At 65.4% G+C, this 11,634-nt stretch carries 11 protein-coding genes and 2 tRNA genes; 8 read left to right on the top strand and 5 right to left on the bottom strand.

The window, feature by feature from the left end:
- Window positions 1–217: 217 nt before the first annotated feature.
- The 5 genes from moaA (at window position 218) to HHL14_RS01595 (ending at window position 4,251) form a co-directional block, all read left to right on the top strand.
- A complete protein-coding gene (gene moaA, locus HHL14_RS01615; RefSeq protein WP_169495838.1) occupies window positions 218–1,324 on the top strand; it encodes a GTP 3',8-cyclase MoaA in 1,107 nt (368 codons plus the stop codon).
- Window positions 1,325–1,334: 10 nt separating this feature from the next.
- Window positions 1,335–1,961, top strand: a complete 627-nt coding sequence (mobA, locus tag HHL14_RS01610; protein WP_169495837.1) for a molybdenum cofactor guanylyltransferase MobA — start codon at window positions 1,335–1,337, stop codon at window positions 1,959–1,961.
- A 61-nt stretch (window positions 1,962–2,022) separates the two neighbouring features.
- Window positions 2,023–3,369: a molybdopterin molybdotransferase MoeA gene (gene moeA / locus HHL14_RS01605; protein ID WP_169496281.1), complete on the top strand. Its 1,347-nt coding sequence runs from the start codon at window positions 2,023–2,025 to the stop codon at window positions 3,367–3,369.
- A 70-nt stretch (window positions 3,370–3,439) separates the two neighbouring features.
- A complete protein-coding gene (locus HHL14_RS01600; protein ID WP_085480927.1) occupies window positions 3,440–3,715 on the top strand; it encodes a hypothetical protein in 276 nt (91 codons plus the stop codon).
- Window positions 3,715–4,251 carry a GNAT family N-acetyltransferase gene (locus tag HHL14_RS01595; RefSeq protein WP_230412880.1) on the top strand — a complete coding sequence of 179 codons (537 nt, stop codon included), beginning with the start codon at window positions 3,715–3,717 and terminating at the stop codon, window positions 4,249–4,251. The genes HHL14_RS01600 and HHL14_RS01595 overlap by 1 nt, the downstream gene beginning before the upstream one ends.
- Before the next feature lie 109 nt (window positions 4,252–4,360).
- On the opposite strand, the gene HHL14_RS01590 is transcribed toward HHL14_RS01595, so the two are convergent.
- From HHL14_RS01590 to pncB, 5 genes are all read right to left on the bottom strand, one after another.
- Window positions 4,361–5,809 carry a DNA recombination protein RmuC gene (locus HHL14_RS01590; RefSeq protein WP_169495836.1) on the bottom strand — a complete coding sequence of 483 codons (1,449 nt, stop codon included), beginning with the start codon at window positions 5,807–5,809 and terminating at the stop codon, window positions 4,361–4,363.
- Entirely contained in the window at window positions 5,806–6,795 is a 990-nt protein-coding gene (locus HHL14_RS01585) for a 2-hydroxyacid dehydrogenase (protein ID WP_169495835.1), read from the bottom strand. Before HHL14_RS01585 ends, HHL14_RS01590 begins: the two co-directional genes overlap by 4 nt.
- A 54-nt stretch (window positions 6,796–6,849) precedes the next feature.
- Window positions 6,850–8,238, bottom strand: a complete 1,389-nt coding sequence (locus HHL14_RS01580; protein ID WP_407945258.1) for a sodium:proton antiporter — start codon at window positions 8,236–8,238, stop codon at window positions 6,850–6,852.
- A gap of 223 nt (window positions 8,239–8,461) precedes the next feature.
- The gene (locus HHL14_RS01575; protein WP_169495833.1) at window positions 8,462–9,124 is read right to left on the bottom strand and encodes a LutC/YkgG family protein; all 663 of its coding nucleotides are present in this window, start codon (window positions 9,122–9,124) and stop codon (window positions 8,462–8,464) included.
- Between the two features lie 216 nt (window positions 9,125–9,340).
- Complete coding sequence (gene pncB / locus HHL14_RS01570) at window positions 9,341–10,540, bottom strand: nicotinate phosphoribosyltransferase (protein ID WP_169495832.1); 1,200 nt, start codon at window positions 10,538–10,540, stop codon at window positions 9,341–9,343.
- Between the two features lie 271 nt (window positions 10,541–10,811).
- Here pncB and fdxA point away from each other — a divergent pair, with 271 nt between their 5' ends.
- From fdxA to HHL14_RS01555, 3 genes are all read left to right on the top strand, one after another.
- Window positions 10,812–11,135: a ferredoxin FdxA gene (gene fdxA / locus HHL14_RS01565; protein WP_169495831.1), complete on the top strand. Its 324-nt coding sequence runs from the start codon at window positions 10,812–10,814 to the stop codon at window positions 11,133–11,135.
- A 118-nt stretch (window positions 11,136–11,253) separates the two neighbouring features.
- A tRNA-Asn gene (locus HHL14_RS01560) sits at window positions 11,254–11,329 on the top strand.
- A gap of 62 nt (window positions 11,330–11,391) precedes the next feature.
- A tRNA-Asn gene (locus HHL14_RS01555) sits at window positions 11,392–11,467 on the top strand.
- Window positions 11,468–11,634 lie beyond the last annotated feature (167 nt).

The raw sequence follows: 11,634 nt of genomic DNA, 5'->3' as shown, positions 1-11,634 counted from the left end.
GGCGGGCTTTTTCTTTTGGCGCTTGAGTAGCGCCTGGGCAACGCTTCGAGGCCGCTTTGATGTATCCCCACTCATCGAAGCCCCCCGCCGCTCGTGGAATACGCCTCCCCGTATACCCCGACACGGCCCGCCGCCCGCCTGCCGCGTCTGGCATTTCCGATAAAATGAAAGATCCGCGGCCCGCTTAAGCCGCAGCAAGCACCGACGAAGCACCCTCATGTCTCGACGCATCATCCCTGTTGCCGATCTCAGCGCGGCGCCGGTCATCGCCGGTCCGGAGCAGACGCCTAGCGGCGTACTGCAAGACGCGCTCGCGCGGGAGCTGCGCGATCTGCGGATTTCGGTCACAGACCGCTGCAATTTCCGCTGCGTCTACTGCATGCCGCGCGCGGTGTTCGACAAGGACTACACGTTCCTGCCGCACAGCGCGCTTCTGAGCTTCGAGGAAATCGAACGGCTCGCGCAGCTATTTGTCGCGCATGGCGTCGAGAAAATCCGGCTGACCGGCGGCGAGCCGCTGCTGCGCAAGAACCTCGAATTCCTGGTTGAACGCCTGTCGCGACTGACCACACCGGCGGGCCGCCCGCTCGATCTCACGCTCACCACCAACGGTTCGCTGCTCGCGCGCAAGGCGCGCAGCCTGAAGGACGCCGGCCTCACGCGCGTGACCGTCAGCCTCGACGCGCTCGACGACACCTTGTTTCGCCGCATGAACGACGCCGATTTCGCGGTCGCCGACGTGCTCGACGGCATCGCCGCCGCGCACGCGGTCGGGCTCGCGCCGGTGAAGGTGAATATGGTCGTCAAACGCGGCACCAACGACGGCGAAATCGTGCCGATGGCGCGTCATTTCAAAGGCACCGGCGCGGTGCTGCGCTTTATCGAATACATGGACGTCGGCACCTCGAATGGCTGGAACATGACGGAAGTGCTGCCGTCGGCCGACGTCGTCTCGCGCATCGCCGAACACTTCCCGCTCGTGCCGCTCGAAGCGCACAGCGCCGCCGAAACCGCGCAGCGCTGGGGTTATGTCGACGGCGGCGGCGAGATCGGCGTGATTTCGAGCGTTACGCGCGCGTTTTGCGGCAGTTGCACGCGCGCGCGGCTATCGACCGAAGGCAAGCTGTATCTGTGCCTGTTCGCGTCGACCGGTCACGACCTGCGCGCGCTGCTGCGCGGCGGCGCCAGCGATGCCGAAATCGCTACCGCGATCGCCGAAATCTGGCAGCGCCGCAGCGACCGCTATTCGCAGCTGCGCGGCAGCCAGCCGGCCGAGCGGGAACCGGCCGGGCGACGCGTCGAAATGTCTTATATCGGCGGCTGAGCGGCCCCGTATGCACACCACGCGCGAACAGATCACCGGCCTCGTGCTCGCGGGCGGCCGTGGCACGCGCATGGGCGGCGTCGATAAAGGGCTGCAGCCGCTCCATGGCGAACCGCTCGCCGCGCACGTGCTGCGGCGTCTCGCGCCGCAGACCGGCGCGCTCCTGATCAGCGCGAATCGCCACGCCGACATTTACGCCGCGCTCGGCGCGACGTATCGCGCGACGGTCATCCCCGACACACTTCCTGACTTTGCTGGACCGCTCGCCGGGTTGCTGGCCGGCATGCGCGCGGCCGGCACCGCGTATCTGCTGACCGCCCCGTGCGACTCCCCGTGGCTGCCCGCCGACCTCGCCGCGCGCCTCACGCAAGCGCTCGACGCCAACCACGCGGACATCGCCACCGTCACGACGCTGGACGCCCGCGGCAACGCGTCGCTGTACCCGGTGTTCGCGCTCCTGCGCACGGCCCTCGCGGACGACCTGGCGGCGTTTCTGGCCGCCGGCGAGCGCAAGGTCCGCGCGTGGTACGCGCGCCACAAGACGGTCGAAGTCGTCTTTACCGACGAGCGCGCGTTTTACAATGCCAATTCGTTACAAGAACTCGCCGACCTCGAACGCGATCGAGGCCCCGGCTGACATCCGCCCCGGCCGCACGGCATTAGCCGCGCCCGTCTCCGGTCGCGACGCCCAGCCCTTCATGACCACGCTTAACGACTTTTCCCGCTGCGTCGCGCAGTACGATCCTCACGCGCTACCCGTTTCGGCTGCCCAGGCGATTGTCCGCCAGTGGGCCACGCCGATCGCGGCGGTCGAGCGCGTGGCGTTGCGCGATGCGCTCGACCGCGTGCTCGCCGCCGACATCGTGTCGCCGATCGACGTCCCCGCGCACGAGAACTCCGCGATGGACGGCTACGCGTTCCACAGCGCGGCGCTCGCGCACAGCGCACAAAGCAGCACACAAAACAGCACACCGGGCAGCGCGCAAGGGGCAAGCATCGAGCTGACGGTCGCCGGCAAGGCGCTGGCCGGCCATCCGTTCGCGGGCCGCGTCGCCGCGAACCAGTGCGTGCGCGTGATGACGGGCGCCTGCATGCCGCCGGACTGCGACACCGTCGTGCCGCAGGAACGGGTGGAGCGCGACAGCGCGAATCCGGCAACCATCCGCTTCGCCGCCGACGCAGTCGCGGTGGGCGCGAACCGCCGCCGCGCCGGCGAAGATCTCGCGCGCGGCCACGTCGCGTTGCGCGCGGGACGCATCGTGCGTGCGTCCGACCTCGGCCTGCTCGCATCGCTCGGCATCGGCGAAGTCAGTGTGCGGCGGCGTCTGCGCGTCGCATTCTTTTCGACCGGCGACGAACTGCGCTCGCTCGGCGAGCCGCTCGACGCCGGCTCGGTCTACGACAGCAACCGTTACACGCTGTTCGCGATGCTGCGGCGCCTGAACGTCGACGCGCTCGACCTCGGCGTGATCCGCGACGAACCCGCCGCGCTCGAAGCCGCGTTGCGCAGCGCCGCGGCCAATGCCGACGTGGTGCTGACCTCGGGCGGCGTATCGGTCGGCGAAGCGGATTTCACGAAGCAACTGCTGCAGACCTTCGGCGACGTCGCGTTCTGGAGTCTCGCGATGCGCCCCGGCCGACCGCTCGCCTTCGGCCGCCTGTGGTCCGGCGAGCAGCCGGGACTCGGCAAACCTGCGCTATTCTTCGGCCTGCCGGGCAATCCGGTCGCCGTGATGGTGACCTTCTATCAGATCGTGCGCGAAGCGCTGCTGCTGATGGCCGGCGCGACGCCGCGACCGCTGCCCGTGCTGCATGCAGCGAGCCGCGTCGCGATCCGCAAGCGCGCGGGCCGCACCGAATTCCAGCGCGGCGTCGCCGAACCGGACGCAAACGGACACTGGCACGTGACGCCCACCGGCTCGCAAGGCTCGGGCGTACTGAGCTCGATGAGCGAAGCCAACTGCTTCATCGTGCTCGGCCACGACGAAGCCGACATCGACGCCGGAGAACGCGTGTCGATCATGCTGTTCGACGGCCTGATCTGACGCCCCCGCGACACGCGACACTTCACCGGCACTTCAACTACCACCATCACGACACACGGGTTTGACTTACATGAAAAAACAGATTTCGTTCATCGCACCGGGACAAACGGCCAAGGCGCTGATCCTCGTGTATCTGACGTTCTCGGTTCCGATCGTGCTGCTCGGCGTGGTGGTCGCGTTCGTGCGCTACGGCTCGGTCGAGCTGAGCACCGTGTTCAGCGCGCTGCTGCTGAACGCGATTCTCGGTTTCGTGCTGCTGTGGATCGCGTGTCATGCGTACAACTGGGTCGCGTCGCGCTTCGGCGGCATCGAAATTCATCTGACCGACGCGCCGGAAGAAGCGTAATGCCGGCGACGATCCGCGCCGCCACGCCCGCGGATATCGGTGCGATCTTCGCGCTCTCCTATGAACTCGCGCAGTTCGAGAAGCTCACGCACCTGTTCGTCGCGACCGAAGAGAGCCTGCGCGACGCGCTATTCGGCGCGCGGCCGTCGATCGAAGCGCTGGTCGCCGAAGACGCGGGCCGCGTCGTCGGTTATGCGCTGTTCTTCCACAATTTTTCGAGCTTCGCCGGCCGGCGCGGACTGTACCTCGAAGACGTCTACGTGCAGCCCTCGCAACGCGGCAGCGGGCTCGGCACCGCGCTGCTGCGGCGTGTCGCGGCGCTCGCGGTGGAGCGCTATTGCGCTCGCTTCGAGTGGACCGTGCTCGACTGGAACCAGCCGGCAATCAGCTTCTATCAGAAGATGGGCGCGACGGTGCTGCCGGATTGGCGCGTCGTGCGGGTGACGGGAGAAGCGCTGGAGCGGTTGGCTGATGGTGGGCCCGACGGTGGCCCCGATGGTGGACCCAGCGGCGAACCCGGCGGCAGCGCCGCATAACGCGTAACGAGCGTAACGAATGCCGGACGGGACTTGGCGCGGCGGTCCGGCGGCCTGAAGTGCCGTCCCGTTTCGCTTCCTCCCGCCTCACACCTTCACGCGTCGCCGCTTACGGCTCATCGGGCTCCGCGCCCGACAACGCATCGCCGAGCAAACCGCTCGCCTCTTCCCCCGGCAACGCCTCGACGTCGCGCAGCTTGCGGTTCATCACGCGCGTACGCGTTTCCGCGGCCTCGATCGAACGCGTGACGGTTTCGAGCTGCGCCTTGGTCTTCGCGAGCACATCGCCGAATTTGCCGAACTCCGTTTTCACCGCACCGAGCACCTGCCACACCTCGCTCGAACGCTTTTCGATCGCGAGCGTGCGAAAACCCATCTGCAGACTGTTGAGCAACGCGGTCAACGTGGTTGGCCCGGCGATCGTCACCCGATAGTCGCGCTGCAGCAGATCCGTAAGCCCCGGCCGACGCAACACCTCGGCGTACAGGCCTTCGGTCGGCAGGAACAGCAGCGCGAAGTCGGTGGTATGCGGCGGCGCCACGTACTTCTCGGCGATCGTACGTGCCTCCGCGCGAATCCGCGCCTCCAGCGCGCGCGAGGCGTCCTCGACCGCCACCGGATCGGCACGCTCCTGCGCCTCGATCAGGCGCTCATAGTCCTCGCGCGGGAATTTGGCGTCGATCGGCAGCCAGACCGGCGTATTCGCGCCGCCCGGCTCCAGTCTTCCGGGCAGACGGATCGCGAACTCGACGCGCTCGGCACTCTTCGGCACCGTCGCGATGTTCTTCGCGTATTGATCGGCGGTCAGCAGTTGTTCGAGCAACGCTTCGAGCTGCACTTCGCCCCACGTGCCGCGCGTCTTCACGTTGGTCAGCACACGCTTCAGATCGCCGACGCCTGCCGCCAGCGTCTGCATTTCGCCCAGGCCCCGATGCACCTGTTCGAGCCGATCGGACACCAGCTTGAACGACTCGCCGAGACGCTGTTCGAGCGTCGCGTGCAGTTTTTCGTCGACGGTGCGGCGCATTTCCTCGAGCCGCGTCGCGTTGTTCGCCTCGATGTCCTTCAGGCGCTGCTCGATCGTCGCGCGCACTTCGGCGAAGCGCCGGTCGTTCGCCTCGGTCAGCTGCCCGAGCTGCAGGCTCAGCGTGTCGCCGAACTGCTTCAGCGAGCGGCCCTGCTCGTCGCGCGCCTGCTGCGCCTGCGCCTGCAGGCTATGGCGCACCGCGTCGAGCTGCTGCGCGAAACCGTCGATCTTGCCGCCCTGCACCGTCGTCATGCTGCCGAACTGCGCGGCGAGCGTCTGCTGAAAATGCGCGAAGCCACCGCTTTGCTCGGTGCGCGACACGCGCGCCGTCTCGGCGATGTCGTTGCGCAATTGCCGCTCGAGCCGCTCGGCGCTATGCACCTGCGCATCGACGACGCCATCGAGCCGTTCGTTCAGCATCTCGAACTGCTCGTGCTGTTCCTCGTGACCGCGACCGCGCAGCAGCAGCGCCAGCGCAATCACCAACGCGACCGCCAGCACCGCGACGGCCGCTACCAGAATCATCGTCATGAACGCGCCTTGCCAATCACGTCGGGGTTGATCGGATTCGGCGGCTGACCGGCACGCGGCCCCGCGCCGAGCCCGGCGATCAGATTGTCCGCGGCGAGATTCGCCATCGCGCGACGGGTGGTTTCCGTCGCGCTCGCGATGTGCGGCGTCAACACGACGTTCGGCACGGTGAGCAGCGCCGGATTCAGCTTCGGCTCGCCCTCGAACACGTCGAGGCCCGCCGCCGCGATGCGCCGCTCGCGCAGCGCTTCGGCGAGAGCCGCATCGTCGACGATGCCGCCGCGCGCGATATTGGTCAGCGTCGCGGTCGGCTTCATCAGCGCGAGTTCGGCCGCGCCGATGGTGTGATGGTTATCTTTCGTGTACGGCAGCACCAGCACGACGTGATCGGCGCGCCGCAGCAGTTCCTCTTTCGACGCGTACTCCGCGTTCAGTTCGGCCTCGATCTGCGGCGCGACGCGCGAGCGGTTGTGATAGACGACCCGCATGTTGAAGCCCCGCGCGCGCCGCGCGAGCGCCTGGCCGATCCGGCCCATGCCGATCACGCCGAGCGTCGAGCCGTACAGGTCGTTGCCGAGAAAGCCGTCGTAGCTCCACTTCTGCCATTGCCCGGCGCGCAGCCAATGCTCCGATTCGGCGATGCGGCGCGCGGCGGCCATCATCAGCGCCCAGCCGAAATCGGCGGTCGATTCGTTCAGCACGTCGGGCGTATTGGTGCCGAGCACGTTCGCGGCGTTGAACGCGGCCATATCGAAATTGTTGTAGCCGACCGCCATGTTCGCCACCACGCGCAGACGCGGCGCCGCCGCCAGCACACCCGCGTCGATCATCTCGCCGGCGGTCAGCGCGCCATCCTTGTCGGCAAGCCGGCGCTTCAGTTCGTCGGCGGGCAGCACGTCGCCCTCGTTCCAGTCGACGTCGAAATACTGTTTGAGCCGCTCGATCACGTCGGGAAAGATCGAACGGGCAACGAGGATTTTCTGCATTGCAAGTCTCCGTGTGGCGCGCCGGTCGAAGGCAAGGTCGCGTCGGCGTCGCGCTCAATGTCGAAAAAACAGCCAGCCGGTCAGCGCGAAGAGCGGCAGCAGTACCGCGCCGGACCAGCCCATATAAGCAAAAAAGCTCGGCATGCGCACGCCGCGCGATTGCGCGATCGCCTTCACCATGAAGTTCGGCGCATTGCCGATGTAAGTGTTCGCGCCCATGAACACCGCGCCGGCCGAAATCGCCGCGAGCGTGGTCGCGCCGGTGCTCATCAGGGTCTGCGCGTCGCCGCCGGCCAGGTTGAAGAACACGAGGTAGGTCGGCGCGTTGTCGAGGAATGAAGATAGCAGGCCGGTCGCCCAGAAGTACATGAGGTTGCGCGGCGTGCCGTCCGGCTCATTGACCAGATGGACGAGGCCCGCGAACGCGCCGGCGTCGCCCGCATGCAGCATCGCGATGACCGGCACGATCGTCACGAAGATGCCGGCGAACAGTTTGGCGACCTCCGCGATCGGCGCCCAGTTGAAGTCGTTACCCGCGCGGGCCGCACGCGGCGTCAACGCGAGCGACAGTAGCGTCACGGCGATCAGCGCGACATCGCGCACCACGTTTTGCAGTTCGACGGGCGTGCCGAACACGTCGAACGTGATCTGCGGGCGCCATAGGCCGCTCAGCAGCACGAACGCGATCACCGCTGCGAGCAGCACGAAGTTGAGCTTGCCGTCGATGCCGAGCGGCGCGCCGTCGGGCGTCGGATCGAGGAAGGCCGAACGCACCTCCTCGCGCCGATGGAAATAATACGAATCGAGCGCATAGAAGCCGGCAAGCAGCACGCCGCTCACGAACAGCATCGGCGCCGCCAGATGCGTGGTGGTCCAGAAAAAGCGCACGCCTTCGAGAAAGCCGAGAAACAGCGGCGGGTCGCCGAGCGGCGACAGCGAGCCGCCGATGTTCGCGACCAGGAAAATGAAGAACACGACCACGTGCGTCACGTGGCGACGATTGTCGTTCGCGCGCAGCAACGGCCGGATCAACAGCATCGCCGCGCCGGTCGTGCCCATCACGCTCGCGAGCAGCGTGCCGAGCGCGAGAAGCGCGGTGTTCAGACGCGGTGTGCCGCGCAGATTACCGCGCACGCAGATGCCACCCGCGACCGTATAAAGCGCGGTGAGCAGAATGATGAACGGGAGGTACTCGTCGAGCATCGCATGCACGAGCGCGCCGAACGCTTCGCCGATGCCGAAGCTCGCCGCGAACGGCACGACGAACGCGAGCGACCACGCCGCCGCGATCTTGCCGAAATGGTGGTGCCAGAAGATCGGCGCGACAAGCGGGAAGATCGCAATCGACAGCAGCACGCCCGCGAACGGTAGACCCCATAGCGCCGACAGCGTCGCGCCATCGGGCATCGCGGCCCAGGTGGGTTGCGCCCAGAGCGTGAGCATCGCGGCAATGGCGAACCCCGGGCTCAAGCGTCCGATTTGACGCTTCATGTCGCTACCGCTCTCGCGATGACTCGCGGCCGCGTGCGCAACCGCGACAGCCGGCGCTGCGTCTGCATGACAACGATGCCGCGCGGCCCACTCGGACAGTTCGTCAGGCAAGCTGTCCGGCGCCCCTTCAGGTCCTTTCTCAGGCAACCGCTCAAGCACCCTCTCCGGCACCTCCTTACGCACCCTGCACGACGATCGCATGCACCCGGTAAGGGCCGTGCGCGCCCAGCACGATGGTCTGTTCGATATCGCCGGTGCGCGACGGTCCTGACACGAAATTGACCGCGCGCGGCAGCTCGCCACGCTCTTTGCGGATCAGGCCGAATGCTTCCTCATGACCCGCGACGATGCGCGACGCCGGCACGATCGCGATATGCGTTTCCGGCAGCAGGCCGGCCGATGCGTAAGTTTCAGGACCGGACAGCAGCACGAGCGTGCCGGTCTCGGCGGTCGCGCAGAAGCAGCCGGTGAGACCGACTGCGTCGTTGTCCTGCGGTTTGCGAAAGTCGACGGTGAGGCCTGCCTCGGCCCACGGCAGATCGCACAGCGTTTGCCACGCGATGGCTTGCAGCGGCAAACCGTGTTGCGCCAGATAGCGATGCGCGGCGGCGGGCACATCGGCGAGGGTTGCGACGGTATCGACCGTCGTCGCCATTTTCTGTGCTTCTTCGATGAAGTGTGCGCACAGATCGGCGGGCAACTCCGGACGCGGACCGGCGGGATGGCGCGTGAGGTAGTCCGCCGCGGCTTCACGCTCGGCAGCGGCCGGCTCGGGCTCGCGACCTTGCGCGGCGCGGATGCGCGCCAGGATGTTGCGGCGGGCAATCGATGTGTCCATGGGCGAAATCCTCGTGTCGACGGCCGTGCGATATGGCAAGGATTATACCGACCGCCCTCCCCGCTCACACCCTGGCCGAACGGCATATTGCCGGGCGACGCGCGCCCGGCGACACTGATTGCCACGTCATCCCGAACGCGCACAGATCATGAACGAGCCCTGAACCACAAACCCGGCGAACCGCGCAACGCGCCACACGGCCCGTTACACAGCCCGCTACTTTCCAGCCGTCTCTTCTTCCGGCTGCGCGATGCCGAACACCTGGCGCAGATACGCGAGATACGCCTTGTCCTCGCACATGTTCTTGCCCGGCGAGTCCGACAGCTTCGCGACCGGCTGGCCGTTACAGCGAACCATCTTGATGACGATCTGCAGCGGGTTGTAACCGAGGTCGTTGGTCAAATTGGTACCAACGCCGAACGCGAGCTTGCAGCGGCCACGGAAGCGTTCGTACAGCTGCAGGACCTTGGGGATGTCGAGCGCATCCGAGAACACGAGGATCTTCGTGCGCGGATCGCAACGGTTCGCCTCGTAGTGCTTGAGCAGGCGTTCGCCCCAGTCGAACGGATCGCCGGAATCGTGACGCGCGCCGTCGAAGAGCTTGCAGAAGTACATGTCGAAATCGCGCAGGAACGCCTGCATACCGTACACGTCGGACAGCGCGATACCGAGGTCGCCGCGATATTCCTTCGCCCACATTTCGAAGCCGAAGGTCTGCGAGTCGCGCAGCCGCGGACCGAGCGCCTGGCAAGCCTGCAGGTACTCGTGCGCCATCGTGCCGAGCGGCGTGAGGCTGTGCTTCATCGCGTAAAAGACGTTGCTCGTGCCGGCGAACTGCTCGCCGAGACCGTCCTTCAGCGTGAGGATCACCTCCTCGTGCCACTGCTTCGAGAAGCGGCGGCGGGTGCCGTAGTCGGCGATCTTGCAGTCGGCGAATTCCGGCCGCGCGCCGAGCAGCTGGATCTTGTCGACCAGACGGCCGCGCCCTTCGTGATAGTCGGGCGTCTGCTGCGTGTTGCGGAAATAGACTTCGTTGACGATCGCGAGCACCGGGATTTCGAAGAGGATCGTATGCAGCCACGGCCCCTTGATGTCGATGTCGATTTCGCCATTGCCCTTCGGCGACGGCGTGATCGAAATATACTTCTCGTTCAGATGGAACAGCGCGAGAAACTCGATGAAGTCGCCCTTGATGAAGCGCATGCGACCCAGGTAGTCGAGCTCGCCGTCGGTGAAGCGCAGTTCGCAGAGCTTGCGCACCTCCGCACGAATTTCGTCGATATACGGCACGAGGTCGACGTTCGACGTACGGCAGCGGAAACGGTACTCCACATTCGCCGCGGGGAAGTGATGCAATACCACCTGCATCATCGTGAACTTGTACAGATCGGTATCGAGCAGCGAAGTAATAATCATGATGGTACGAACTGAACCGCTGGAGAAACGAACAGGGCTCCCATGCCCCGTTCAACGGTCGCGTACGGCAACCGTACGCGCCAACCTGACGCATGTTACCCGAATGCATCAGCATTCAGCGCTCCCGATGCTTCAGTTCGACGCGCAATAAACTAATCACGAAAACGTATAAGAGCCGTTGCGCGATGCTTCATGCGCCTCTTGACGTTACGTTACAATATCGCTTTTGGCGTTCGCGCCTTCCCTGATTCCGTATGCAGGAGCTGCCTGAATGACTCACGTTGTGACCGAAAGCTGCATCAAGTGCCGCTATACCGACTGTGTCGATGTGTGCCCGGTGGACTGCTTTCGCGAAGGTCCCAACTTCCTCGCGATCGACCCCGATGAATGCATCGACTGCGCCGTGTGCGTGGCCGAGTGCCCGGTAAATGCTATCTATGCCGAAGAAGATGTGCCGGGCGACCAGCAGAATTTCATCGAACTGAATGCCGACCTGGCGAAAAACTGGCCGAGCATCACGAAGACCAAAGCACCGCTGCCGGAAGCCGACGAATTCAAGGACGTGAAGGACAAGCTCGCGCTGCTCGCACGCTGAGCGCGGAACGCTTCGTCAGCCGTTGCGCCAGATTCGGAGTCGTACGAATTAAGCGAAGGGTGTTGACAGGCGTTTAAGCTGGCTCTACAATTTCGCTTCTCTGCTGTTGTTGTTCTGTTCCTCGATAGCTCAGTCGGTAGAGCGCCGGACTGTTAATCCGTAGGTCCCTGGTTCGAGCCCAGGTCGAGGAGCCAAGAATTGCAAAAGCCCGTTAACCAGGACGGGTTTTTTTATGTAGATCAAGTTGTACTGCTGTTCCTCGATAGCTCAGTCGGTAGAGCGCCGGACTGTTAATCCGTAGGTCCCTGGTTCGAGCCCAGGTCGAGGAGCCAAAATTTTGAAAGGCCCGCATCCGTGCGGGCCTTTTTGTTTTGCGCGACGGCTTTTCACGGTGTTCCCTGCTGCGGATGTAGCGACGATCGCATGAGCTGTCGCCTCGCTCGAAGCTCGTGCGCGCCAAACATGGTGTCGCGCACACTACGCACCGAGCAAGCGGCGC

The organism is Paraburkholderia antibiotica (assembly GCF_012927125.1).
GTDB lineage: Bacteria > Pseudomonadota > Gammaproteobacteria > Burkholderiales > Burkholderiaceae > Paraburkholderia > Paraburkholderia antibiotica.
The sequence above is the reverse complement of the archived record's forward strand: the minus strand, read 5'-3'. Positions and strand labels throughout refer to the sequence as shown.

What these genes read in the sequence shown, in the direction of transcription:
- moaA (WP_169495838.1), top strand. Translation starts at nt 218, where the DNA reads ATGTCTCGACGCATCATCCCTGTTGCCGATCTCAGCGCGGCGCCGGTC.
- mobA (WP_169495837.1), top strand. Translation starts at nt 1,335, where the DNA reads ATGCACACCACGCGCGAACAGATCACCGGCCTCGTGCTCGCGGGCGGC.
- moeA (WP_169496281.1), top strand. Translation starts at nt 2,023, where the DNA reads ATGACCACGCTTAACGACTTTTCCCGCTGCGTCGCGCAGTACGATCCT.
- HHL14_RS01600 (WP_085480927.1), top strand. Translation starts at nt 3,440, where the DNA reads ATGAAAAAACAGATTTCGTTCATCGCACCGGGACAAACGGCCAAGGCG.
- HHL14_RS01595 (WP_230412880.1), top strand. Translation starts at nt 3,715, where the DNA reads ATGCCGGCGACGATCCGCGCCGCCACGCCCGCGGATATCGGTGCGATC.
- HHL14_RS01590 (WP_169495836.1), bottom strand. Translation starts at nt 5,809, where the DNA reads ATGACGATGATTCTGGTAGCGGCCGTCGCGGTGCTGGCGGTCGCGTTG.
- HHL14_RS01585 (WP_169495835.1), bottom strand. Translation starts at nt 6,795, where the DNA reads ATGCAGAAAATCCTCGTTGCCCGTTCGATCTTTCCCGACGTGATCGAG.
- HHL14_RS01580 (WP_407945258.1), bottom strand. Translation starts at nt 8,238, where the DNA reads ATGCTCACGCTCTGGGCGCAACCCACCTGGGCCGCGATGCCCGATGGC.
- HHL14_RS01575 (WP_169495833.1), bottom strand. Translation starts at nt 9,124, where the DNA reads ATGGACACATCGATTGCCCGCCGCAACATCCTGGCGCGCATCCGCGCC.
- pncB (WP_169495832.1), bottom strand. Translation starts at nt 10,540, where the DNA reads ATGATTATTACTTCGCTGCTCGATACCGATCTGTACAAGTTCACGATG.
- fdxA (WP_169495831.1), top strand. Translation starts at nt 10,812, where the DNA reads ATGACTCACGTTGTGACCGAAAGCTGCATCAAGTGCCGCTATACCGAC.